Annotated in this window: 28 protein-coding genes and 1 pseudogene; 14 read left to right on the top strand and 15 right to left on the bottom strand. The window is 66.2% G+C overall.

Annotated elements, in window-relative coordinates:
- Positions 1-163 precede the first annotated feature (163 nt).
- Genes ACP69S_RS15110 through pseI form a run of 3 tightly spaced genes read left to right on the top strand, consistent with a single transcriptional unit; the run spans position 164 to position 1,724 of the window.
- Entirely contained in the window at positions 164-349 is a 186-nt protein-coding gene (locus ACP69S_RS15110; protein WP_425998565.1) for a DUF5615 family PIN-like protein, read from the top strand.
- Complete coding sequence (locus tag ACP69S_RS15105) at positions 346-609, top strand: hypothetical protein (RefSeq protein ID WP_425998563.1); 264 nt, start codon at positions 346-348, stop codon at positions 607-609. The genes ACP69S_RS15110 and ACP69S_RS15105 overlap by 4 nt, the downstream gene beginning before the upstream one ends.
- A gap of 59 nt (positions 610-668) precedes the next feature.
- The gene (gene pseI / locus ACP69S_RS15100; RefSeq protein WP_425998561.1) at positions 669-1,724 is read left to right on the top strand and encodes a pseudaminic acid synthase; all 1,056 of its coding nucleotides are present in this window, start codon (positions 669-671) and stop codon (positions 1,722-1,724) included.
- On the opposite strand, the gene ACP69S_RS15095 is transcribed toward pseI, so the two are convergent.
- From ACP69S_RS15095 to ACP69S_RS15070, 6 genes are all read right to left on the bottom strand, one after another.
- Positions 1,721-2,047 carry a HigA family addiction module antitoxin gene (locus ACP69S_RS15095; RefSeq protein ID WP_425998559.1) on the bottom strand — a complete coding sequence of 109 codons (327 nt, stop codon included), beginning with the start codon at positions 2,045-2,047 and terminating at the stop codon, positions 1,721-1,723. The two genes, pseI and ACP69S_RS15095, sit on opposite strands and share 4 nt — an antisense overlap.
- A gap of 32 nt (positions 2,048-2,079) precedes the next feature.
- The gene (locus ACP69S_RS15090; RefSeq protein WP_425998557.1) at positions 2,080-2,367 is read right to left on the bottom strand and encodes a type II toxin-antitoxin system RelE/ParE family toxin; all 288 of its coding nucleotides are present in this window, start codon (positions 2,365-2,367) and stop codon (positions 2,080-2,082) included.
- A 40-nt stretch (positions 2,368-2,407) separates the two neighbouring features.
- On the bottom strand, positions 2,408-3,289 hold the full coding sequence (locus tag ACP69S_RS15085) for an SDR family oxidoreductase (protein WP_425998555.1): 882 nt from the start codon (positions 3,287-3,289) through the stop codon (positions 2,408-2,410).
- A 178-nt stretch (positions 3,290-3,467) separates the two neighbouring features.
- Positions 3,468-4,172, bottom strand: a complete 705-nt coding sequence (locus ACP69S_RS15080; protein ID WP_425998553.1) for a WbqC family protein — start codon at positions 4,170-4,172, stop codon at positions 3,468-3,470.
- Complete coding sequence (locus tag ACP69S_RS15075; RefSeq protein ID WP_425998551.1) at positions 4,169-5,419, bottom strand: NAD(P)-binding protein; 1,251 nt, start codon at positions 5,417-5,419, stop codon at positions 4,169-4,171. The genes ACP69S_RS15080 and ACP69S_RS15075 overlap by 4 nt, the downstream gene beginning before the upstream one ends.
- A complete protein-coding gene (locus ACP69S_RS15070; protein ID WP_425998549.1) occupies positions 5,416-6,063 on the bottom strand; it encodes a class I SAM-dependent methyltransferase in 648 nt (215 codons plus the stop codon). The genes ACP69S_RS15075 and ACP69S_RS15070 overlap by 4 nt, the downstream gene beginning before the upstream one ends.
- 178 nt (positions 6,064-6,241) lie before the next feature.
- Between ACP69S_RS15070 and ACP69S_RS15065 the strand changes: the two genes are divergently transcribed.
- Genes ACP69S_RS15065 through ACP69S_RS15055 form a run of 3 tightly spaced genes read left to right on the top strand, consistent with a single transcriptional unit; the run spans position 6,242 to position 7,649 of the window.
- Positions 6,242-6,580: an ArsR/SmtB family transcription factor gene (locus tag ACP69S_RS15065; protein WP_425998547.1), complete on the top strand. Its 339-nt coding sequence runs from the start codon at positions 6,242-6,244 to the stop codon at positions 6,578-6,580.
- Entirely contained in the window at positions 6,577-7,011 is a 435-nt protein-coding gene (locus ACP69S_RS15060; protein ID WP_425998545.1) for an SRPBCC family protein, read from the top strand. Before ACP69S_RS15065 ends, ACP69S_RS15060 begins: the two co-directional genes overlap by 4 nt.
- Positions 7,008-7,649 carry a glutathione S-transferase family protein gene (locus ACP69S_RS15055; protein WP_425998544.1) on the top strand — a complete coding sequence of 214 codons (642 nt, stop codon included), beginning with the start codon at positions 7,008-7,010 and terminating at the stop codon, positions 7,647-7,649. Before ACP69S_RS15060 ends, ACP69S_RS15055 begins: the two co-directional genes overlap by 4 nt.
- Positions 7,650-7,707: 58 nt before the next feature.
- Here ACP69S_RS15055 and ACP69S_RS15050 read toward each other — a convergent pair whose 3' ends face one another.
- Together ACP69S_RS15050 and ACP69S_RS15045 are read right to left on the bottom strand one after the other, a co-directional pair.
- Positions 7,708-8,799, bottom strand: coding sequence for an HPP family protein (locus ACP69S_RS15050; RefSeq protein ID WP_425998542.1), 1,092 nt, complete (start codon positions 8,797-8,799; stop codon positions 7,708-7,710).
- Positions 8,800-8,866: 67 nt separating this feature from the next.
- A complete protein-coding gene (locus tag ACP69S_RS15045; protein ID WP_425998540.1) occupies positions 8,867-9,292 on the bottom strand; it encodes a PaaI family thioesterase in 426 nt (141 codons plus the stop codon).
- Between the two features lie 80 nt (positions 9,293-9,372).
- On the opposite strand from ACP69S_RS15045, the gene ACP69S_RS15040 reads away from it, so the two are divergent.
- A complete protein-coding gene (locus tag ACP69S_RS15040; RefSeq protein ID WP_425998539.1) occupies positions 9,373-9,996 on the top strand; it encodes a TetR/AcrR family transcriptional regulator in 624 nt (207 codons plus the stop codon).
- On the opposite strand, the gene ACP69S_RS15035 is transcribed toward ACP69S_RS15040, so the two are convergent.
- The 5 genes and pseudogenes from ACP69S_RS15035 to carB form a co-directional block, all read right to left on the bottom strand.
- Entirely contained in the window at positions 9,993-10,820 is an 828-nt protein-coding gene (locus ACP69S_RS15035; protein WP_425998537.1) for a class I SAM-dependent methyltransferase, read from the bottom strand. The two genes, ACP69S_RS15040 and ACP69S_RS15035, sit on opposite strands and share 4 nt — an antisense overlap.
- A gap of 107 nt (positions 10,821-10,927) precedes the next feature.
- A complete protein-coding gene (locus ACP69S_RS15030; protein WP_425998535.1) occupies positions 10,928-11,272 on the bottom strand; it encodes a DUF86 domain-containing protein in 345 nt (114 codons plus the stop codon).
- Positions 11,262-11,558 (bottom strand): nucleotidyltransferase family protein, encoded by a 297-nt coding sequence (locus tag ACP69S_RS15025; protein ID WP_425998533.1) that lies wholly within the window; start codon positions 11,556-11,558, stop codon positions 11,262-11,264. Before ACP69S_RS15025 ends, ACP69S_RS15030 begins: the two co-directional genes overlap by 11 nt.
- Positions 11,559-11,712: 154 nt before the next feature.
- A pseudogene (locus ACP69S_RS15020) lies at positions 11,713-11,898 on the bottom strand (hypothetical protein); the annotation flags it as partial.
- A gap of 257 nt (positions 11,899-12,155) precedes the next feature.
- Positions 12,156-15,449, bottom strand: a complete 3,294-nt coding sequence (gene carB, locus ACP69S_RS15015; RefSeq protein ID WP_425998532.1) for a carbamoyl-phosphate synthase large subunit — start codon at positions 15,447-15,449, stop codon at positions 12,156-12,158.
- Positions 15,450-15,644: 195 nt separating this feature from the next.
- On the opposite strand from carB, the gene ACP69S_RS15010 reads away from it, so the two are divergent.
- From ACP69S_RS15010 to ACP69S_RS14985, 6 genes are all read left to right on the top strand, one after another.
- Positions 15,645-17,264 (top strand): NAD(P)/FAD-dependent oxidoreductase, encoded by a 1,620-nt coding sequence (locus ACP69S_RS15010; RefSeq protein ID WP_425998530.1) that lies wholly within the window; start codon positions 15,645-15,647, stop codon positions 17,262-17,264.
- A gap of 227 nt (positions 17,265-17,491) precedes the next feature.
- Positions 17,492-17,659, top strand: coding sequence for a hypothetical protein (locus ACP69S_RS15005; RefSeq protein ID WP_425998529.1), 168 nt, complete (start codon positions 17,492-17,494; stop codon positions 17,657-17,659).
- 27 nt (positions 17,660-17,686) lie between these two features.
- On the top strand, positions 17,687-18,019 hold the full coding sequence (locus ACP69S_RS15000; RefSeq protein WP_425998527.1) for a histidine kinase dimerization/phospho-acceptor domain-containing protein: 333 nt from the start codon (positions 17,687-17,689) through the stop codon (positions 18,017-18,019).
- 23 nt (positions 18,020-18,042) lie between these two features.
- Positions 18,043-18,309 carry a hypothetical protein gene (locus ACP69S_RS14995; protein ID WP_425998525.1) on the top strand — a complete coding sequence of 89 codons (267 nt, stop codon included), beginning with the start codon at positions 18,043-18,045 and terminating at the stop codon, positions 18,307-18,309.
- A gap of 8 nt (positions 18,310-18,317) precedes the next feature.
- Entirely contained in the window at positions 18,318-18,560 is a 243-nt protein-coding gene (locus ACP69S_RS14990) for an ATP-binding protein (protein ID WP_425998523.1), read from the top strand.
- Positions 18,547-18,846 (top strand): response regulator, encoded by a 300-nt coding sequence (locus ACP69S_RS14985; protein ID WP_425998521.1) that lies wholly within the window; start codon positions 18,547-18,549, stop codon positions 18,844-18,846. Before ACP69S_RS14990 ends, ACP69S_RS14985 begins: the two co-directional genes overlap by 14 nt.
- A gap of 146 nt (positions 18,847-18,992) precedes the next feature.
- Here ACP69S_RS14985 and ACP69S_RS14980 read toward each other — a convergent pair whose 3' ends face one another.
- Positions 18,993-19,199 (bottom strand): cold-shock protein, encoded by a 207-nt coding sequence (locus tag ACP69S_RS14980; RefSeq protein ID WP_425998519.1) that lies wholly within the window; start codon positions 19,197-19,199, stop codon positions 18,993-18,995.
- A gap of 351 nt (positions 19,200-19,550) precedes the next feature.
- On the opposite strand from ACP69S_RS14980, the gene ACP69S_RS14975 reads away from it, so the two are divergent.
- Positions 19,551-19,736, top strand: coding sequence for a hypothetical protein (locus tag ACP69S_RS14975; RefSeq protein ID WP_425998517.1), 186 nt, complete (start codon positions 19,551-19,553; stop codon positions 19,734-19,736).
- 3 nt (positions 19,737-19,739) lie between these two features.
- On the opposite strand, the gene pgsA is transcribed toward ACP69S_RS14975, so the two are convergent.
- Complete coding sequence (gene pgsA, locus ACP69S_RS14970) at positions 19,740-20,357, bottom strand: CDP-diacylglycerol--glycerol-3-phosphate 3-phosphatidyltransferase (RefSeq protein WP_425998516.1); 618 nt, start codon at positions 20,355-20,357, stop codon at positions 19,740-19,742.
- Positions 20,358-20,541 lie beyond the last annotated feature (184 nt).

Raw genomic sequence — 20,541 nt, 5'->3', positions numbered from 1 at the left:
TATCGCTCGACGGACCGCCTCAGTCGTGCGGGCGCTTCCGTGCAGTATCTGGCCCATAGTGCTTCCTTCCACTCGGCGGAAAAGATTGCACCATCAAAGCCCGGGACCAAACACCTAGATGCCAGACGCGGTGATCTGGGATCCGGCTATCGTCGAAGACTAGGTGGTCATCGCAAAGGATCATGACTTTGTCGAATGGGCGCGAAGCAGAACTCCGAGAGCCCATATTCTCTGGGGGAGGTTTGGCAACATGCGCCGCGATAGTCTTCAGGCCAGAATGGATCAGGCCTGGCCAATGATCGAACAGGCGCTGGCGACCCCTGTAACTGTTATCGAGGTGGGACGATGAACGGCAAGGCGGGTCTAGGCGTCGGTTTGGGCGCGGCGATCGGGGTGGCGCTGGGCGTCGCGCTGGGCAATTTGGCGCTGGGCCTCGCCCTCGGGGTGGCGGTCGGTGCGATCGGCGGCTGGGCCATGGACCGCGCCAGGCCAGCCAAGCGCAAGGACGATGGCTCAGGCGGCGACGGCGGGACTTCGACCAGCGACAGCAGTTCTGACTGCGGGTCTTCCGACGGCGGTGGTTGCGGCGGCGAGGGCGGAGGCGATTGACGCCTCGTCCACCTTTCAAGGGTTAAACTGGCGGAAACCATGTTGCTTCGGATCGCGCCATGACTGCTTCCCCCTCGATCACCATCGCCGGCCGACAGATCGGCGCCGACCATTCGCCCTATGTGATCTGCGAGCTGTCGGGCAACCACAATGGCAGCCTCGAGCGCTGCCTGACCATGGTGGACGCCGCCGCGGCGACCGGTTGCGATGCCATCAAGATCCAGACCTATACCGCCGACACCATTACGCTGGATGTCGATCGACCCGAGTTCAAGATCCACGGCGGCCTGTGGGACGGTCGCACGCTGTACGAGCTCTACGAAGAGGCCCACACGCCGTTCGAGTGGCACGCGGCGATCTTCGAGCGCGCCGAGCAGTGCGGCGTCACCATCTTCTCCAGCCCGTTTGACGAGACCGCCGTCGACCTGCTCGACAGCCTGGGCGCGCCGGCCTTCAAGATCGCCTCGTTCGAGGCCGTCGACATTCCGCTGATCCGGTACGCCGCCAGCAAGGGCAAGCCGCTGATCATCTCGACCGGCATGGCCAATCTTCAGGAGATGCAGACCGCGCTCGACACCGCCCTGAGCGCCGGGGCTGACGGCGTGCTGCTGCTGCACTGCGTCTCAAGCTATCCCGCCACCTTCGCCGACGCCAATGTGCGGACGGTGGCCGACATGGCCGCGCGCTTTGGCTGTCCCGTCGGCCTCTCGGACCACACGCCGGGCACGGCGGCCTCGGTGGCGGCGGTCTCGGTCGGCGCCTGCGCGGTGGAAAAGCACTTCACCCTGGCCCGCGCCGACGGTGGCCCCGACGCCGCCTTCAGCCTGGAACCGGTCGAGTTCAAGGCCCTGGTCGACGACTGCAAGAACGCCTGGGCCTCGCTGGGCCGCGCCCATTACGACACCCTGGGCTCGGAGGCGACGTCCCTGCTGTTCCGCCGCTCGCTCTACGTCACCGCCGACGTGAAAGCCGGCGAGCCCCTGACCAAGGCCAATGTCCGCTCCGTCCGCCCCGGCAACGGCCTGCCGCCGGCTGATCTGGACAAGGTGCTGGCCGGCAAGGCGGCGCGAGACCTGAGGCGCGGCGAGCCGCTGGACTGGTCGATGGTGGGTTAGGGTGCCGCGCTCTCGTATGGCTCGATGCTGGTGATGTCCGCCGTCACGCCGTGTTGAGCCATATCCAGATCGTAGCTGTTCTGCAGGTTCAGCCAGAACTGGGCGCTGGCGCCGAACAGGCGCTCCAGACGTAGGGCCGTATCGATCGTGATCGGGGTCTGGCCTCGCACCAGCTTTTCGATTCGAGGACGGGCGATGTGCAGCCTCGCGGCGACCCGGCCGGCGGTGAGACCGTAGGGCTTCATGAACTCCTCCAACAGGATTTCGCCCGGATGAACCGGGGCGAGGGGATCGCTGTCAGGGGTAGCGATGGGGGCTTGCATCGCATCCTCCATTGTCCTCGAGGGCGACGCCCTCAGTGATAGTCGACGAACTGCACCTCGGCCGGGCCAGCCGCGGTCCAGATGAACACCAATCGGAACTGGTCGTTCACCCGGATCGAATATTGGCCCCGTCGATCTCCCGACAAGGCCTCCAGCCGATTGCCCGGCGGCGCGCGCAGGTCGTTCAGAGCGGTGGCGGCGTCCAGCATCTCCAGCTTGCGCTTCGCGGTCCGCAACAGATCGGAAGGAAAGCTCTTGCCGGGACGTTTCCCGTCAAGGATCGCCTTGGCCCGTTCGTCCTCAAAACTCGGGATCGCCATCACAGTCTCATGACAGATGTATCGCGGTGCGATACGAACGTCAAGGGTTTGTATCGCGTCGCGATACATTCTGCCCTGGCAATAACCCCAGTCGCTTGCCGACAATACGGTCCAGGGTGCGCTTGGGCAGGACGCCGGTCATGAACACCTGCAGCGGATCGGGTGAGACCACATAGCGGGTCTTGGGTCTGGCGGTTGTCAGGGCCACGTGCACCGCCTCGCCGATCCGCTCGGGCGGCAGGCCGGACTTGCCCATCGTCAGCATGAAGGCCTTCATCCTGGCCAGCGCGCCCGCATAGACCGTGTTGGCATAGCGGGTGACATCGACGCTGTCGGCCTTGTCCCAGATCGGCGTGGCCACGGCGCCGGGGGCGACGATCACCACGTCGACGCCGAAGGGCAGCAACTCGCGACGCAGGGATTCCGACAGGCCTTCCAGACCAAACTTCGACGTGCAGTACGGACCCATGAACGGGTTGGCGTTCTTGCCGCCGACCGACGAGATATTGACGATCCGCCCCGGATCCTTGCGGGCCGGGCTCTCCGCCCCAAGCAGTGGTGCGAAGGCCTGGGTGGCGATCACTATACCGGTCAGATTGACCTCCAGCTGCTGGCGAAACTCCTCGACCGGCAGATGCAGCAGCGGGCCGGCGACGGCGATGCCGGCATTGTTGACCAGACCCGCCAGAGTCGCGCCGGCGAGGGCCGACTCGACCTGGCGGGCAGCGGTGCGGACGGCGGCCTCGTCGGTGACGTCGAAGATCAGCGGCGTGAAGCCAGAACCGAACTCGGCCTGCAGGCGGTCGGCGTCAGCCTGCTTGCGGACGCTCCCGAAGACATGGAAGCCCCGGGTGGTCAGCACCTTGGCGATGGCCCAGCCGATGCCTGTGGAGACGCCGGTGACGACAACGGATTTGGGCATGTGAGTTTGCTCCCCTGAGGGGGAGAAGATGGGGGAAATGAACGGCGTTATCTAGGGGGTGCGGCTGGCGCCGCACGCCCCCTCGGTCACGTCGCGTATCAGCGCCTTCTCCTGCCCCGTAGAGAAGCGTGCTGGGGAGGTGGCGCGACGCGAATACGTATCGTGACGGAGGGGGCGTCTAGGGCGCTGGCGAAACCAACGCCCGCATCCCGCTCCACCCCACATTCATCAGTCCATCCACGAACCCCATGAACGGCGCGAACTCGCCTTGCCCCTGTGGGTAGTCGACTTGAACAAAGCTCTGGAACCGCGCCGGGAACCTCGCCGCCGCGAACACCCCGTCCTCTTCCATGTAGTCGGACGATCCCATTGGCGAGACATAGGCGCTCGCCCCCACCGCCTGGCAGATCGCCAGCAGATGCTCCGACCGCGCGCCGGCCGCGCCAAGCTCGGACGCCCGCGCGAAGCGCGGCGCCAGGCCCATGCGCTGCGCTGCGGCGACGGCCATGCCGCAAGTCAGGTCGGCCAGCTTGCCGTCGCGGTGATTGGCCAGTTGCTCCGAGACGAAGGCAAAGCCCTCCTCGAACCCGGGCCGCTTGCCATAGGCGTGGCGCATGGCGGCAAGGTGCTTGTCGCGCCAGCCCTGGCTGTCGTCGATCTCGATGGCGCTGATCGGCGTGTCGCGGTCGTGCTTTTTCACCGGCACGGTCAGCATCAGCTCGCCATTGGCGGTGAGGATGCGGTTGCGCGACTGCCAGGATCGGCGGGCGAACTGCACGTCGTCGAGGAACACGAAGACGTCGCTGGCCGCCATCAGCTGGAAATAGCCCAGATAGGGCAGGTAGGTCGGCTGCATGATCGCCGCCGTGGTCATCAGGCTCATCCGGCTTTCGCGAGGGCTGGGGCGGCCTCGCGGGCGAGGGCGAGGGCTGCATTGACCTCGGCCAGCTTTGTGCTCTTGGCGTAGGGCTCCCAGGCGCCGGGGATGAAGCCTCCGCCGAACCGGACGGCCAGTTCGCCGCGCAGGGCTTTCAGGCCCTCAATGGCGGCGATGGAGTGATAGATCCAGCGGGGCTGGATATCGCTGTGCAACAGGCTCCTGACCTTCAGCGATCCAAAGCCCGACATCAGCACCCGCATTTCGGTTGGCAGCTTGGCGAGGTCCGCCTCGCGCACGCACTCGGCCACGGCCAGTGTTTTCCCGCCGCTCTCGTACAGATAGACGCGGAAGGCCGCGCCTTGGGCGGTGAAGTTCTGGACATAGACCGGGCAGGGACCGTCGAACTCCACCTCGAAAACGTAGGTGGCGAAGCTTTTCTTGACCAGCTTGGGCGTGGCCAAGCCGAGCGGCTTGAATAGCGGCGTCGGATTGGCGGCCCAGACCACGGTCTCGTTCGCCTCGGGCGCAGCCATCAGGGCGCGGGGCGAGACCAGGGCGTTCAGCTCGACTTTCACGCCCAGCTTCTGCAACGCCTGGTGGCAGGTGTCGAACAGGGTCGCGAAACCGCCGAACGGCAGGGTTGCGGTCAGGTTGGCGGTGCGACCCGACAGTCCGCGCGGGATGGCGTACAGCTCGTCGGCCCAGGGATTGGTCGCCTTCAACCGGGCCAGCTCGGTCAGATCGGCGGCGGCGGGGAAGACCCGGTTGATGGCCAGCGGAATGGCGGCCTCGCCGTGCACGGTGTCGAGGTCGGCCTCAAGGTGCCAGCGGCAATAGGCCTCCAGCCGGGCGGCGATGGGCTCGGGATAGGCGGCGATGCGCGAGGCCAGGCTTTCGCTGGCCGGCTTGCCGATCCTGTCGGCCGCGCAATCGACGGCCGGGCCGCCGAAGTCCCGGGTGAATACCGGGCGACCGTGGGCTTCCAGGCTGACCGAGCCAAAGCGGTTGTTGAAGGTCTCGAACCGGGCGCCATGGGCCGACAGCGTCTCGACGATCGGATCGCCGGGGCCGCCGAAATAGACGCAGCCGTCGCGCATCTCCTGGCCGTGGACGACCTTGGGCCGGGCCACGCCGCCCAGGCTGTCGAACCGCTCCTGGATCGTGATGTCGCGCCAGCCCAGGCGATGGGCCTCGAAGGCCGCCAATATGCCCGTCAGGCCGCCGCCGACGATGCGAACGCTGTCGCTCACGACGTCGAGCCCCAGATGACCAGATCGCTGTTGGGCGCGACGCGGACGCCGTTCTGGATGTTGTCGAACGATACCTTCAGGGCGGTGGGGTCCACCAGACCCAGCTCCTCGACCAGGCGGCGCACCAGGCCGTCCTCGGTGTAGAACAGGTTGAACAGCCCTGCCTCGCCGGTTTCTGGCGTGTCGAGACGCCAGCCATTGGGCTCATCCTCCACGCCCTTGCCGCACCGGTAGTCGTCGACCAGCCGGGTGCGCACGAAGACCTCGGCCCCGGGGGCGAGGGTCTTGCGAGCGGCGGTCAGCACGGCGGTGGCCTGGGCGTCCGTCAGATAGCAGAGCAGGTTGGGGATCAGCAGCACGTCGATGGGCGTCTGGCCCAGGTTTGGCAGGCCTTTCGACAGGTCGGCGCAGATCGTCTCGACCCCGTCGCCAAGATTGAAGCGGGCGTCGTCGAGGGCGGCTTGGGAATAGTCCACATCGGTCAGCGACCAGCCATAGGCTGCGTAGAGCGACAGGTTGTTGCCGGTGCCGCCGCCCAGTTCGACCACCCGGCCGGTGCGCTGATGCAGGCCGCGCTTGAAGAAGTGCCGGGCGACGAATTCGTCCGGATATTTCAGGCCGCGAATGTCGGGCAGGGCGGGCATGGTCGAGGGAATCCGGGCGACGAACGTGTCGGCGGAGAATCCAGCGCAAGCGCACAACGTTTGGTTAACGGCCGTTAGGTCGTGGGGCGCGGTTTGTCGCAGGCGGGCGGGCTCTTCCAAAGAAGGTCTGATCCCGCAGGCTTGACTTCAACTCGCAGGTTCAAAAACACTTCGCCATATGGTGAAGTGTCAGGCCTCCGCGATAGATCGCACCTTCTCCGCGCTCGCCGACCCCACGCGGCGGCATGTCCTGCTGCGGCTGAAGGACGAGCCTGGGCTTTCGGTGAGCGAGCTGGCTAGGCCGCTGTCGCTGAAGCTGCCGGGCATGATGAAGCATCTGGATGTGCTGTCCGATGCGGGCCTGATCAGGCGAACCAAGGCCGGCCGCACCGTGTCGGTTCACCTGTCGGTCGAGCCGATGAGGGAGGCGATGGCATGGCTGGAGCGGTATGAGCGGCTCTGGACAGTCAGCCTCGACCGACTTGTCGCGCTCGTGGAAGAGAAGGACGAGCCATGAACCTGCCCAGCGTGACTCTGGCGCGCCGGATCAAGGCCTCGCCCCCGAGGGTGTGGGCGGCGATCACCCGGCCCGAGCAGATGATTCAGTGGTGGGGTCCCGACGCGGGACCGACGCTGAGCGCCCAGGCCGACGTGCGGCCCGGCGGCCGGTTCAGCATCGTCTTCCGTCTACTGAACGGCGACGAGCACAATCCCACCGGAGTCTATCGCGAGGTGGTTCGGGAGAAGAAGCTGGTCTTCACCTGGGAATGGCCCGGGGCCCCGGAGCGGGAGTCGCTGGTCACCTTCCGACTCGAGCCGTTCGATGGCGGCGTCGAGCTGACCCTGATCCACGAGCAGCTTCTCGACGAAGAGACGCGCGAAAGTCACGCAGCGGGCTGGTGCGGCCTGCTCGATAAGCTGCCGGTTTTCCTGGAAGGTTTCCGATGAGCGAGCTGATCCTCACCACCTTCGACTGGGTGCCCGAGGGGCCTCGAGGCTATGTGCGCGACCTGCGCGTGCGGTGGGCGCTGGAGGAGGCCAGATTGCCTTACCGTGTCGAGACCACGCCCTTCCGGAATCGCACGCCCGAGCATTTCGCGCGCCAGCCCTTTGGCCAGGCGCCGTGGCTGACCGACGGCGACCTGTCGATCTTCGAGAGCGGCGCGATCCTGCTGCATCTGGGCGAGCGCAGCGACGCCCTGCTGCCCGTCGATCCACAGGCGCGCAGCGAGGCCAAGACATGGCTATTTTCGGCCCTCAACTCCGTCGAGGCGGCCAGTCTGCCCTGGTCGATCCTGGTGTTCTCCGGGGAGAGCCACGAGACGGCGGCCTGGAAGGCTATGGACGGGTTCCTCAAGGTCCACCGGCTCAAACATATGGAGCTGGTTCTGGCGGGACGCGAATGGCTGGCCGGGAGCTTCTCGATCGCCGATATCCTGATGGCCGACGTGCTGCGTCTCGTTGACCGGTTCGACGGCCTGGCGGAATTCCCGGCCTGCCGCGACCATGTCGCCCGCGCTACGGCCCGGCCGGCGTTCGTGAAGGCTCACGCTGATCAGATGGCCCATTTCGCGAAGGCGGACTAAAGCATTTTCGAGCGAAGTGGACGCCGGTTCGCGTGAAGAAAATGCGCCAAACAAAAGTCTAACTCGCCGTCACCGCCTCGACGATGTGGGCGCGGTAGAGCACGGCGATCAGGTCGGTCTGGGTGATCACCCCGATCAGCTTGCGGTCGGCGTCGACCACCATGGCCTCGTGGGTGTGGCCGCTGGACAGGATCGGCAGCAGGGCCGCGATCGGGGTCGCCTCCATCACCCGGTGCACGAAGGGATCCAGGGCCGCGACCACCTGGCGATGACGGTTGGTCTGCAACTCGGCGCGACGGACCATGCCGATCACCCGGCCCTCGGCGTCGACCACCGGAGCAGCGCGCAGCTCGTGCTGCTGCAGGAAGGTCAGGGCGCTTTCTGCGGACTGGTGCGGGTCAAGCTGGATCAGGTCGCGGGACATGATGTCGCCGCAGCGGATCTGGGTGTGCAGCCTCTGGTGGGCCTGCAGCTCGACCTGGCGGAACAGAGCGTCCAGATCCTCGCGGCTGACGTCCAGCAGTTCGCCGTAGCGGGCCAGGGCCTTGTCCAGGTCGCCACTGGTGAAGCCGACCCGGGCGTCCGGCGCGGGATGGCTGGTGTGATGCGAGCTGGCGACCACCGGGACCTTGTGCGGATAGGAGTGCCCGGTCACGCGGCCCCAGATCATGCCGGCCGCCACCAGCAGCGCCGAGTCCAGAGCCACGGGATTGAGGGCGAACAGGTATCCCGCCTCAGTGACCGCCGGTCCGCCGATCACCGCGATTAGGGCCACCGCTCCGCCGGGCGGATGCAGGCAGCCCAGCAGCATCATCATGCCGATGGCCAGGCCCACAGCCAGGGGCGCGGCGATCAGGGCGCCCGGGATCAGCATGGCGCAGGTGATGCCGACGAGGGCCGACACCACATTGCCGCCGATCACGCTGCGCGGCTGGGCCAGGGGGCTGGCGGGCACGGCGAAGACCAGCACGGCCGAGGCCCCGATGGGCGCCATCAGCAGGGGATGGGCCAGAGTTTCGCCACCTACCGCCAGGCGGCCCAGCAGCCCCGCAAACAGCAGGCCCAGCAACGCGCCGCCGCCGCCGCGCAAGGCGACCAGCGGCGGAATGGGCGTCTTTCCGCGAAGCAGGGCGAGGATCTTGTCGGCCATGACCTTCGATAGCCGAGCTTTCAGGCATTGGGCGCCTGATTTTTGTGCGAGCGTTATCAGCGGTGGTTCAAGCGGGGGGCGGTGTCAGGATCTGCTGGGCGTCGGCGCGGGCGATCAGCGCTTCGTTCTGCCTGAAATCGGCCTCGACGGTGATCAGCGAGCGGCTGTGGGCGACCACCCGGCCTTCAATCATGACAGGCGCGTCGCGGCCCACCTTCACGAAGCGAACGGCCAGGTTGACAGTTCGGAAGGTCGATCCGTCCGGAAGGACGGTCATGGCCGCGAAGGCCAGGATCTGATCGGCCAGGGCGGCGACATAGCCGCCGAACAGCGAGCCGTCGGCGTTCAGCAACTCCGGCGTCGGCGTCCAGGTCTTGCGCACCCAGCCCGGTCCCCAGTCGTCGAGCAGGCCCAGCTTCAGGGTGGCGATCACCGGCGGCGGCGGCGCGGCTGCGGCCTTCAGCAGATCCAGTCGGTCGGTGGCCCAGGTCATGTCGCCTCGCTCGCAGTGGGTGGAGGTCGGCAATATCCGAGCTAAGCTCGGCTTTTCGAACTCGCCTTCAGGAGAGCGGCTTGACCAGGACGGCAAACCCCACGCGGGAACCAAAACAGGCGCGGGCCAGGACGACGCGCGACGCTATCCTGGAAGCGGCGGCTCAGGTTCTGGAGGCCGAGGGCGAAGCGGACGCCGTCTTCAACACCAACCGCATCGCGACGCGCGCGGGGGTGAGCATCGGCACGCTCTACCAGTACTTCACCGACAAGCAGGCGATCCTGGCCGCCCTGGCCCGCCGCGAGATCCTGGCCATCCGCGCGGCGACGGCCAAGGCGGCTACGAACGAGTCCGCCGAGCGCCTGGCGGTGCGAAGCCTGATCCGCGCCTTCCCCGACCGTCCCCGCACCCGGCGCGCGGCGCTGACGGCCCTGATGGCGGCCGAGAGCGCCGAGGGGCTTGGACGCGAAACCCGGGCCACGGCGCGCCTGCTGCCGTCCCGCCCCGACCTGTTGCCGCTGGACGCCTTCGTCCTGACCCGAGCGGTGGTCGGCGCGGTCCGAGCGGCGGTGCTGGAGGACAGCCCGCACCTGCGCGATCCGGGGTTCGAGGATGCGTTGATGCGGCTGATCGAGGGGTATTGGGCCAGCGCCCGCAAATCCGGCTCCAGCCAGCCGCGACGGGCAGGACGCGCGGAGCTTTAGCCGAGCTTGCGCCGCCACCGCCTCGTCAACCGCCTCAGCAACGAAGGCGGGCGATAGGGCGTGTCGCGGATTTCCCGCGCCGGGCGCCGCCGGATATGGTCGTCGAGCCGGAGCCTGGACGACGCGGCCAGTTCCAAAGGTCCGCGCTCGATGGCGACAAAGCCGTTGAACACCTCCACCCGCGCAACCAGATCGCGGGCCGTGCCTGCCGCTTCGATGATCTCGACGACCAGGTCGGTAAGGCGTCGTTCATGCGCCCAGATGTGGTCGGGATCTGAAAAGCCGTGCCAGTGGTCCCAGGCCCAGTCTTCGATGATGTAGGTCCCGCCGGGACGCAGCAGGGGAAACAGCGTTTCGAAGCTGGCCTTGGACAGCGCGTAGAGATGCGACGCGTCGTCGATGACCAGGTCCAGGGGGCCGTCCATCTCCGCCCGCACGATGCGAAGCAACTCGGCATGATCGGCCTGGTTGGTCTGCCAGTAGGTATTGACGCGGCCGGTCAGGCCGCGCGAGGCGATCCATCGCTTGAAGTAGGGGCTGTCCTTGCGCGCCTGAAAGTCGATCGCGACATGTTTTCTGGGCTTCAGCGCCTCGAACCAGAAGGCGGTGCTGCCTCCGTCATAGATGCCAAGCTCGAAGACATTGACGATCGGCGGACCGCTCTGGCGCGCGAAATGGAGTTGGTACTGATCGACCAGGTCGCGGGTCTTGTAGAATTTGAAGTGGTCGTCCTGGCCCAAGGTCGAGGCGGACGCACGCTCGATATGGAAGCTGAGACCGTGGAGTTCCGCCCGATCCGCGGACCACTGCATATTCTCGAACATGACATTCTCAACCGCACATACACGTATGGAGTGATGATATCTTGAAGTTGTGGAGATTGCGCCTTGCAATCCGCCGCCCTTGAGCTTGTCGAGGGCGCGAGATCAGGTCAGGGCTCCAGGCGGGCAAGTTCGGTCGTTACGGCGGTGTCCAAGTCGCCCAGGAAGTCGCGGACGGTTGTCCAGACGATCCGTTCTTCGACGCCTTCGTACTCGTGTCGATAGATGTTTCCAGCCGCCTTTATGCTGCGCCAGTCGATCGTCGGATAGCGGGCGGTGAGGTCTTCGGGCAGGCGCCGGCAGGCTTCCGAGACGATCTCCAGGCAGCGCGTGGCGGCGTAGAAGGCGATGCGGTCGTGTTCGAAGTCGCTGGCGGAGCGTTCACCGACGATCTGACGGGCGAAGGCGATATTGTCCCGAATATGCAGCAGGATTGCCTCAGTCCTAGAAGGCATAGAGCGCCTCTCGCTCGACTGTCGGACGGATGTGGCGGTTCAGGCCGTTGCGGCTGACCACGTCGACGCGTTCGCCGAAGAAGCCCTGGATCAGGTCCTTCAGGCGAGCATAGGCCCAAACGCTGATCGCCGCGTCGGGGGCGAACTCGATCATGACGTCAATGTCGCTACCGGTTCGGGCTTCATCACGCGCGACCGAGCCAAACAGCGCGGCGCGGGACACGCCCTGCTCGCGCAATTCGCCTTCGTGGCGCTTCAGGATCCGGAGGGCTTCGTCGCGGGTCATGGGTAGAGACTATCAGAAACGCTTCGTCCCGTCACAAGCGCGCCCTGCCGCCGCCCTTGAGCTTGTCCAGGGCGCGCTTGGCGTGTTCGACCTGGGCCAAGACAGGCGCGGCGAAGGCCGGCTCGGGCGCGGCGGCGGGCTTGGCGCCGCCCAACCCCGTCATCGCCGCGACCTTGCGGACGACCGCGGCCAGCTCGCCGCAGGCCTTGGCCTTGTCGCGGGCCTTGCGGACGGCGACGGGGTCGTCGCTGGTCTCGATGGTTTTCCAGGCCGCGTCGATGGCGGCCATCAGCTTGGTTTGCAGGCCCTGCGACCAGGCGGGGATGGAGATCTGGGTCATGCCCAGAGTGTGCGCAGGTTTGGGAGGTGGGGATAAGAAACGTGCGTTTTTGTTTAGTGCGTTGAAGTCGCGGGAGCTTGTTTCGGGCGGAGCGGGGATAGAGCACGACAAGTCCTCTCCCTGAGGGGAGAGGTGTCGGCGCAGCCGACGGAGAGGGAAGTGAGCTGAACCTCGGCGCCACTTCCCTCTCCGGTCGCCAAGCGACCGCCTCCCCCTTCAGGGGAAGGACTTGCCGCCTCAAGCCCTGTGGATAACTTCTACTGGTAGCTCTGCAGAGGCCGCACTTCCAGCACCTCGGCGGGGGCGATGGAGATGGCCTGAGCCGCAGCCAAGGCGCCGGCCGAGGTGGTGTAGTAGGGCACCTTCATCATCAGGGCCGTGCGGCGGATCCCGAAGCTGTCTTCCAGGGCCTGCTTGCCTTCGGTGGTGTTGAACACCAGCTGCACGCCGCCGTTCTTCATCACGTCGATGATGTGCGGACGGCCTTCCAGCACCTTCTTCACATGCTCTACGGCGATGCCCTGGGTGGCCAGATAGGCTCGGGTGCCTTCGGTGGACAACACGGTAAAGCCGGCGGCCTGCAGCAGGCGGACGGGCTCGACGATCCAGGGCTTGTCGCTTTCCTTGACCGAGACGAAGGCCGTGCCTTCGCGGGGCAGGGTGACGCCGCCGCCCAGCTGGCTCTTGGCGAAGGCGCGGGCAAAGGCCGGCGCCATGCTGGTCTCGCCCTCACGCAGCCAGTCCAGGCCCATGACCTCGCCGGTCGAGCGCATTTCCGGGCCCAGGATGGTGTCGACCCCGGCGAAGCGGGCGAACGGGAACACCGCTTCCTTGACCGCGATATGGTCGTACGGCTTGTCGACCAGACCAAAGCTGGCGAGCGTCTCGCCGGCCATGATCTTGGCGGCGATGGCGGCCACGGGCTGCCCGATGGTCTTGGCCACGAACGGCACGGTGCGCGAGGCGCGGGGGTTGACCTCCAGCACATAGATGCGCGGGTTTTCGCTGTGCGGCTCCTCGATGGCGAACTGCACGTTCATCAGGCCGCGCACATTGAGGGCCAGGGCCATCTTCACGGTCTGGCGCTTCAGCTCTTCCACGGTTTCGGCGCTGAGCGAGAAGGGGGGCATCGAGCAGGCGCTGTCGCCCGAGTGAACGCCGGCTTCCTCGATATGCTCCAGCACGCCGGCCACGAAGACGTCGGTCCCGTCGCACAGGGCGTCGACGTCAACTTCCGTGGCGCGGCTCAGATAGTGGTCCAGCAGGATCGGGTGCTCGAACGAGATTTCGCCGGTGTTGGTGATGTAGCGTTCCAGGTGCTCGTGATCGCGGATGATCTCCATGCCCCGACCGCCCAGCACGTAGGACGGACGCATCACGAACGGGAAGCCGATCTCGTCGCCGGCCGCGCGGGCCTCGTCCCAGGTGCGGGCGATGGCGTTTTCGGGCTGGGCGATGTCCAGGCCGTTGAGAAGTTGCTGGAAGCGCTCGCGGTCCTCGGCCAGGTCGATGGCGTCGGGGCTGGTGCCCAGGATCGGGATGCCGGCCTCCTCCAAAGCGTGGGCCAGCTTCAGCGGGGTCTGGCCGCCGAACTGGACGATGACGCCGGCCAGCGTGCCGTTGCTCATCTCGACATGCAGCAGCTCCAGCACGTCCTCGGCCGTCAGGGGCTCGAAATAGAGGCGGTCGGAGGTGTCGTAGTCGGTCGAGACGGTCTCGGGGTTGCAGTTGACCATGATCGACTCGATGCCGATGGCGTCGAGCGCGAAGGCCGCGTGGCAGCAGCAATAGTCGAACTCGATGCCTTGGCCGATCCGGTTGGGACCGCCACCCAAAATCACCGCCTTCTTGCGGTTGGTGGGCAGGCTCTCGCACTCGGGAACCTGGCCCAGGGCGCCGGTCTCATAGGTCGAGTACATGTAGGGCGTGGTGGCGGCGAACTCGCCGGCGCAGCTGTCGATGCGCTTATAGACCGGGCGCACATTCAGGTCCTGGCGAGCCTTGCGGACGGCGGTCTCGGTCCAGCCGGCCAGCTTGGCCAAGCGTGCGTCGGAGAAGCCTTGGGCCTTGAGGGCGCGGAAGCCCTGGGCATCAGTCGGCAGGCCGCCGGCGCGGATCCAGCCTTCCTGGCGGACCAGTTCGGCGATCTGGCGCAGGAACCAGGGCTCGTAGGAACAGGCGGCGTTGACCTCTTCCACGGTCAGACCGTGGCGGAAGGCCTGGGCGATGACGCGGATGCGGTCGGGGGTGGGCATGCCCAGGGCGCGGATCACCGCAGCCTTGCCGGCGTCGGGATCGTCGGCGCCAGCGATTTCGATCTCGTCGAAGCCGGTCAGACCGGTCTCCAGGCCGCGCAGGGCCTTTTGCATGCTTTCCTTGAAGGTGCGGCCGATGGCCATCACCTCGCCGACCGACTTCATGGCGGTGGTCAGGTGCGGCTCGCTGCCTGGATATTTCTCGAAGGCGAAGCGCGGGATCTTGGTGACCACGTAGTCGATGCTGGGCTCGAACGAGGCCGGGGTCGCGCCGCCGGTGATGTCGTTCTTCAGCTCGTCGAGCGTATAGCCGACGGCCAAGCGGGCGGCGACCTTGGCGATCGGGAAGCCGGTGGCCTTGGACGCCAGGGCGGACGAGCGCGATACCCGCGGGTTCATCTCGATCACGACCATGCGGCCGTCGGCCGGATTGACCGCGAACTGGACGTTGGAGCCGCCGGTCTCGACGCCGATCTCGCGCAGCACGGCGATGCTCGCCGCGCGCATCCACTGATATTCCTTGTCCGTCAGGGTCAGGGCCGGCGCGACGGTGATGCTGTCGCCGGTGTGCACGCCCATCGGGTCGATGTTCTCGATGGAGCAGACAATGATGCAGTTGTCGGCCGTATCGCGGACGACCTCCATCTCATACTCTTTCCAGCCCAGGACGCTTTCTTCGATCAGCACCTCGGTGGTCGGCGACAGGTCGAGGCCGCGCAGCACGATCTCCTCGAATTCCTCGAGATTATAGGCGATGCCGCCGCCGGTTCCGGCCAGGGTGAAGCTGGGGCGGATGATGGCGGGCAGACCGACGAAGGCCAGACCTTCGCGGGCCTCGTCCATGTTGTGGGCGGCCTTGGACTTGGGGCTTTCCAGACCCAGCTTGTCCATGGCGTCGCGGAATTTCTGACGGTCCTCGGCCTTGTCGATCACGGCCGCCTTGGCGCCAATCATTTCGACGCCGTACTTGGCCAGGGTGCCATTGGCTTCCAGCGCCAGGGCGGTGTTCAGAGCCGTCTGGCCGCCCATGGTTGGCAACAGCGCGTCGGGACGCTCCTTCTCGATGATCTTGGCGACCATCTCGGGCGTGATCGGTTCGATATAGGTCGCGTCGGCCACGTCCGGGTCGGTCATGATCGTGGCGGGGTTGGAGTTCACCAGAATGATCCGGTAGCCCTCAGCGCGCAGGGCTTTGCACGCCTGGACGCCCGAATAATCGAACTCGCAAGCCTGGCCGATGACGATCGGGCCGGCGCCGATGATCAGGATCGAGGAGAGGTCTGTTCTTTTGGGCATAGGAGAAAACTCGCGCGCAGAGACACGGTCGCGCACATCCGCGCGCCCGCTGCCGACCATCTTGCAGGTTAAGTCGCCCGTTTAGAGACGGAGTCGGACGCGCGCAACCCCCGAACCAGAGAGCAGGGTTACACGGGGAAGCGGAGTCGTGGCGGGTTTCTGGCGCGCGGCCCGTCTTCCCGCTAAACCCGCGCGATGTTGCGCATTTCCGAACTGAAGCTGCCGCTGGGCCATCCGCCCGGAGCCATCGAGACGGCGATCCACCAGCGCCTGGGTTTGCCGGCCGGTGACGTGCTGTCGTGGGCCGTGGCGCGCCGGGCTCATGACGCCCGCCGCAAGGCCGCGATCCTGATGGTCTACACGGTCGATGTGACCGTTCGCGACGAGGCCGCTGTGCTGGCTCGCTTCGCCGGCGACAACCATGTGCGCGTGGCGCCGGATACCGAGTATCGGCTGGCGGCCCGCGCACCGGACCCCCTGAACGCCCTGCGCCCGGTGGTGATCGGCGCCGGTCCCTGCGGTCTGTTCGCGGGCCTGCTCCTGGCCCAGATGGGCTTCAAGCCGATCATCCTGGATCGCGGCAAGGCGGTGCGTGAGCGGACCAAGGACACCTGGGCCCTATGGCGGCGCAGCGAACTGGACCCCGAGTCCAACGTCCAGTTCGGCGAGGGCGGGGCGGGCACCTTCTCGGACGGCAAGCTCTACAGCCAGATCAAGGATTCCCGCCATCTGGGCCGCAAGGTGCTGGAAGAGTTCGTCAAGGCCGGCGCGCCCGAGGAGATCCTGACCGAGGCTCACCCCCATATCGGCACCTTCAGGCTGGTGACCATGGTCGAGCACATGCGCGAGACCATCGAGAGCCTGGGCGGCGAATATCGCTGGCAGCATCGGGTCGATGAGATCGACATCGAGGCCGGCCCGGATGGCGCGCGCAAGGTGAAGGGCCTGAAGCTCTCGACCGGCGACTATCTGGAAGCCGACCGCGTGGTGCTGGCCGTCGGCCACAGCGCCCGCGACACCTTCCAGATGCTCTACGACCGCGGCGTCCATATCGAGGCCAAGCCGTTCTCCATCGGGGTGCGGATAGAGCATCCGCAGTCGTGGATGGACCGGGCGCGCTTTGGAACCCACGCGGGCCATCCGGACTTGGGAGCGGCCGATTACAGCCTGTCGCACCACTGCAAGGACGGCCGCACCGTCTATAGCTTCTGCATGTGCCCCGGCGGCACGGTGGTGGCGGCGACCTCCGAGCCGGGCCGGGTCGTCACCAACGGCATGAGCCAGTATTCGCGCAACGAGCGGAACGCCAATTCTGGCTTTGTGGTCGGCATCGATCCCGAGCGCGACTACCCGGGTCACCCGCTGGCCGGAATCGAGTTCCAGCGCAAATGGGAGAGCCTGGCCTATGTGGCGGGCGGCTCGACCTATGCCGCCCCGGCCCAGAAGGTCGGCGACTTCTTGGCCGGCCGCCCTTCGACCGATCTCGGCGAGGTGGCGCCCTCTTACAAGCCGAGCGTGACCATGACCGACCTGTCGGCCTGCCTGCCGGCCTTCGCCGTCGAGGCGATGCGCGAGGCCCTGCCGGTGTTCGGCCGCCAGATCGCCGGCTACGACCATCCCGACGTGCTGCTGACCGGCGTGGAGACCCGCACCTCCTCGCCGGTGAGGATCACGCGCGGCAGGGATTTCCAGAGCCTCAACACGGCTGGCCTGTTCCCGGCTGGCGAGGGCGCGGGCTATGCGGGCGGCATCCTCTCGGCGGCGGTCGACGGCATCAAGGTGGCAGAGGCGGTGGCGGCCGCCTACGCCGGCTAGAGCATTTTCCGATAAGTATGAAACGGTTATCGGATCGAAAAATGCTCTAAACTTCTGATTTAGAGCCCTTTTCGCCCGCCTCTGATGAAGCCATCAGGTCGGAAAGGGCTCTAGCGGGCTCAGACAAGCTGTACGGTCAAGAAAACGGCCAAGCTGCATGCAGCCAAATACGGCCAAGCTCGTTTCATTCGTCTGGGATGCGTCTTCGTTGGCGCGAAACACGCCGGATGACCAATGACCAAGCGTCCAGGACCCTGACCGAGCTGGGCAATGTCATCGTGCTGGAGCGGCCTATCCATGGCGAGATCCTGGCCAGCGCGGTGTCGTCCTCCCTGCGCGGTCGCCGCCGGCAGTACGAGGCGCGGCGCCGCCTGCTGGCGCTGCAAACGGCCTAGGAGAGGCTGACCCAGCTGAACGGCACGTTGGAGGCGCGCATCGAGGACCGGAGGGCTGAGCTTTCGGAGGCCAATAACCAGCTGACCGAGGAGGTCGCCGAACGCGAGCGGGTTCAGTCGGCCTTGGTCCAGTCCCAGAAGATGGAGGCGATCGGCCAACTGACCGGCGGCATCGCTCACGACTTCAACAACCTGCTCACCGTGATCTTCGGCAATCTGGAAATGATCCAGCGGCGCACCCAGGAGGAGCGCACGGCGCGCCTGGCCGACTGCGCCGCACAGGCTGCCGAGCGCGCGGCCAAGCTCACCCATCAGCTGCTGGCCTTTTCGCGCACCCAGCGCCTGACCCTGAAGCCGTAGACCTCAACGCCTTGATCGGGGGCATGAGCGATCTTCTGGCCCGCACCATCGGCCCGCAGATCAGCATCGTCATGGATCTGGATCCCCGCGAGCCCTGGGCCATGGCCGACGCCAACCAGCTGGAGCTGGCGATCCTGAACCTGGCGATCAATGCCCGCGACGCCATGCCCGCCGGCGGCGCTCTGACCATCTCCAGCTCGATCTCCCAGGCCGTCGACGGCCTGTTGCAGAGCGGCGCCTATGGCGTGGTGAGCGTGCGGGATACGGGCACGGCGTTCCGGCCAATCTGATCAGCAAGGTGTTCGACCCCTTCTTCACCACCAAGCCGATCGGCAATGGCACGGGGCTGGGACTGAGCCAGGTCTTCGGCATCGCCCAGCAGTCGGGCGGTACGGTTCAAATCGACAGCGTGGAAGGCCAAGGCACCCTACTGCGGATCTGGCTGCCGCTGAGCGCCGCCGCCGAACTGGCCGATTCCGCCAAGGCTCTGCGCCTGCTGGCGCCGGTTCATCGTCGAGTGCCTGCAGATGCTGGGTCATGAGGTCAGCCAGGCCGCCTCTGGCCAGGATGGCCTGTCGCTGCTGGAGGCCGCCGCGCCGTATCTGCTGATCGTCGACTTCGCCATGCCCGGCATGAACGGGGTCGAGGTCGTCCTGGCGGTGCGTCGGCGCTGGCCCGAGCTGGCGATCATCCTCGCCACGGGCTACGCCAATAAGGAGACCGTCGAGAAGATGATGGACCTGGACCAGGTGCTGAAAAAGCCCTTCCGCATCGACGACCTGGACTTCGCCGTGCGCTCGGCGCTGAAGACCAAGCTCGCAGGCTAAGGCATTTGCGAGCGATGTAGACGCCGGCCCGCTTGAAAGCGCGTCAAGGCAAGGATTGAGGCCCTAAACGCAAATAGGCCGGCGCAAGCGCCGACCTATAAGAAGCTTAGAAGAGCGCCGGCGTGCCGGCGCTTTTCTCGACTGGATTAAGCTTGCAGCTGGCCAGCGGACATCTTGCCGCTGCGCTTGTCCTGTTCCAGTTCGTAGGTGACCTTCTGGCCCTCATTGAGGGTGCGAAGGCCGGCGCGCTCAACGGCCGAGATGTGAACAAAAACGTCCGAGCCGCCGTCATCCGGTTGGATGAAGCCGAAGCCCTTGGTGCCGTTGAACCACTTAACGGTGCCGGTAGCCATGGTGTGTTAGTCCTTTGGATAGTAGTCGCCGCCGGAAGCGTTCCGTTCGACGATCAAATTTCGATGGGGATCGGTAGGCGCGTCCGGCGCTTCCTCGAAGGAAAGCATGGAATAGCAGGCCGAACGGCAGCGAATTCGATAAACTCATGATGGGGGCATAAGTCCGCGCCAGCAAGGGGAATCTTGGCGGCCTGCATTTTTCGCCCCGGCTGCGGGGCCCTTCGATCTTCGCGCTGTGGTCGAGTTCGATCCCTCAAAGGGCGATCAAGAAGGCGCCTCGGCGAAACAGCCTTGCGGTCGCCACTATTGCGAGTCACTCTCAAAAACATCTCCAGGCCGTAGGAGGCGAGGATGGTATTGAGAACGACCGGTGCGAACTGGCTGACCCTGATGATGCGCGCCGAACGGGCGCGGCGGGGCTTCGAGCCGCTCGACAGCGAATGGCTGCTGTATGGGCCGACCGACCCGGACGCCGTCGAGGATGAAAGGCAGGACGAAGGCGAAGACGACGCCCCCGGCCTGCTGGCGGCCGAATGAAGTCTAGGTCAGCGCCTTGCGGGCCGCTTCCCAGTATTGGGCGCCGGTGATCAGGGTGACGATGGCGGCCAGCCACAGCAGGCCGTGGGTGGCCATGGCGGCGGGGCCGACGATGTCGGGGGTGTCGGGCAGGCCGAACGCGGCCCAGGAGGCCAGCACCATCTCGGCGCCGATGGCCACCAGTTGCAGGGTGGTCTTCCACTTGGCCAGAACGGTGACCGGCAGCTTGATCCCCTTGCCGGCCCCGACTTCGCGCAGGGCGCTGACGGCGAATTCGCGGAACAGGATCAGGCCGGCGGGCAGCACGATCATAGGGTTGGGGCCCAGGGCCATCAGGCCCAGCAGGGCGCCGCAGACCAGGATCTTGTCGCCGATGGGATCCAGGATCGCGCCCCAGATAGTGACGGCGTCCATCTTGCGGGCCAGCCAGCCGTCGAAGAAGTCGGTGACAGCGGCGACCACGAACGCCCAGAACGCCCAGCGCTCCAGCCGGAACTGATCTTCGCCCGTCAGACGCTCGCTGACCCACGGCACCGCGCCGGCGGCGGCGGCCAGGGCCACGAACATGAACAGCGCCAGGACGAGGCGCGAGGCGGTCAGGATGTTCGGCAGATTCTTCATCATGAGGTTCTAACGCGGGAAAGTGGCGAACGGCTACGCCTTCGCGTTCGCCGGCGACAGAACGAGCCGGTGATTTTTTCGCAGCGCGGATCGGACCTGATTGGCTATAAGGGCGACAAGGGTCGCGGCAGATCCAGTCAGTGGCGGCGCTTCGCACGGATGGAACTGATCGACCGGTACGGTG

The organism is Caulobacter sp. DWR1-3-2b1, assembly GCF_049895765.1.
GTDB lineage: Bacteria > Pseudomonadota > Alphaproteobacteria > Caulobacterales > Caulobacteraceae > Caulobacter.
The sequence above is the reverse complement of the archived record's forward strand: the minus strand, read 5'-3'. Positions and strand labels throughout refer to the sequence as shown.

Bases quoted from the DNA above. Each gene is read 5' to 3' on its own strand.
- ACP69S_RS15010 (WP_425998530.1), top strand. From the start codon at position 15,645: ATGTTGCGCATTTCCGAACTGAAGCTGCCGCTGGGCCATCCGCCCGGA.
- ACP69S_RS15105 (WP_425998563.1), top strand. From the start codon at position 346: ATGAACGGCAAGGCGGGTCTAGGCGTCGGTTTGGGCGCGGCGATCGGG.
- ACP69S_RS15005 (WP_425998529.1), top strand. From the start codon at position 17,492: ATGACCAATGACCAAGCGTCCAGGACCCTGACCGAGCTGGGCAATGTC.
- ACP69S_RS15070 (WP_425998549.1), bottom strand. From the start codon at position 6,063: ATGCCCGCCCTGCCCGACATTCGCGGCCTGAAATATCCGGACGAATTC.
- ACP69S_RS15085 (WP_425998555.1), bottom strand. From the start codon at position 3,289: ATGCCCAAATCCGTTGTCGTCACCGGCGTCTCCACAGGCATCGGCTGG.
- ACP69S_RS15030 (WP_425998535.1), bottom strand. From the start codon at position 11,272: ATGCCTTCTAGGACTGAGGCAATCCTGCTGCATATTCGGGACAATATC.
- ACP69S_RS14985 (WP_425998521.1), top strand. From the start codon at position 18,547: ATGCTGGGTCATGAGGTCAGCCAGGCCGCCTCTGGCCAGGATGGCCTG.
- ACP69S_RS15025 (WP_425998533.1), bottom strand. From the start codon at position 11,558: ATGACCCGCGACGAAGCCCTCCGGATCCTGAAGCGCCACGAAGGCGAA.
- ACP69S_RS15035 (WP_425998537.1), bottom strand. From the start codon at position 10,820: ATGTTCGAGAATATGCAGTGGTCCGCGGATCGGGCGGAACTCCACGGT.
- ACP69S_RS15095 (WP_425998559.1), bottom strand. From the start codon at position 2,047: ATGCAAGCCCCCATCGCTACCCCTGACAGCGATCCCCTCGCCCCGGTT.
- carB (WP_425998532.1), bottom strand. From the start codon at position 15,449: ATGCCCAAAAGAACAGACCTCTCCTCGATCCTGATCATCGGCGCCGGC.
- ACP69S_RS14980 (WP_425998519.1), bottom strand. From the start codon at position 19,199: ATGGCTACCGGCACCGTTAAGTGGTTCAACGGCACCAAGGGCTTCGGC.
- pgsA (WP_425998516.1), bottom strand. From the start codon at position 20,357: ATGAAGAATCTGCCGAACATCCTGACCGCCTCGCGCCTCGTCCTGGCG.
- ACP69S_RS15080 (WP_425998553.1), bottom strand. From the start codon at position 4,172: ATGAGCCTGATGACCACGGCGGCGATCATGCAGCCGACCTACCTGCCC.
- ACP69S_RS15065 (WP_425998547.1), top strand. From the start codon at position 6,242: ATGGTGAAGTGTCAGGCCTCCGCGATAGATCGCACCTTCTCCGCGCTC.
- ACP69S_RS15060 (WP_425998545.1), top strand. From the start codon at position 6,577: ATGAACCTGCCCAGCGTGACTCTGGCGCGCCGGATCAAGGCCTCGCCC.
- ACP69S_RS15090 (WP_425998557.1), bottom strand. From the start codon at position 2,367: ATGGCGATCCCGAGTTTTGAGGACGAACGGGCCAAGGCGATCCTTGAC.
- ACP69S_RS15045 (WP_425998540.1), bottom strand. From the start codon at position 9,292: ATGACCTGGGCCACCGACCGACTGGATCTGCTGAAGGCCGCAGCCGCG.
- ACP69S_RS15055 (WP_425998544.1), top strand. From the start codon at position 7,008: ATGAGCGAGCTGATCCTCACCACCTTCGACTGGGTGCCCGAGGGGCCT.
- ACP69S_RS14995 (WP_425998525.1), top strand. From the start codon at position 18,043: ATGAGCGATCTTCTGGCCCGCACCATCGGCCCGCAGATCAGCATCGTC.
- ACP69S_RS14975 (WP_425998517.1), top strand. From the start codon at position 19,551: ATGGTATTGAGAACGACCGGTGCGAACTGGCTGACCCTGATGATGCGC.
- pseI (WP_425998561.1), top strand. From the start codon at position 669: ATGACTGCTTCCCCCTCGATCACCATCGCCGGCCGACAGATCGGCGCC.
- ACP69S_RS15050 (WP_425998542.1), bottom strand. From the start codon at position 8,799: ATGGCCGACAAGATCCTCGCCCTGCTTCGCGGAAAGACGCCCATTCCG.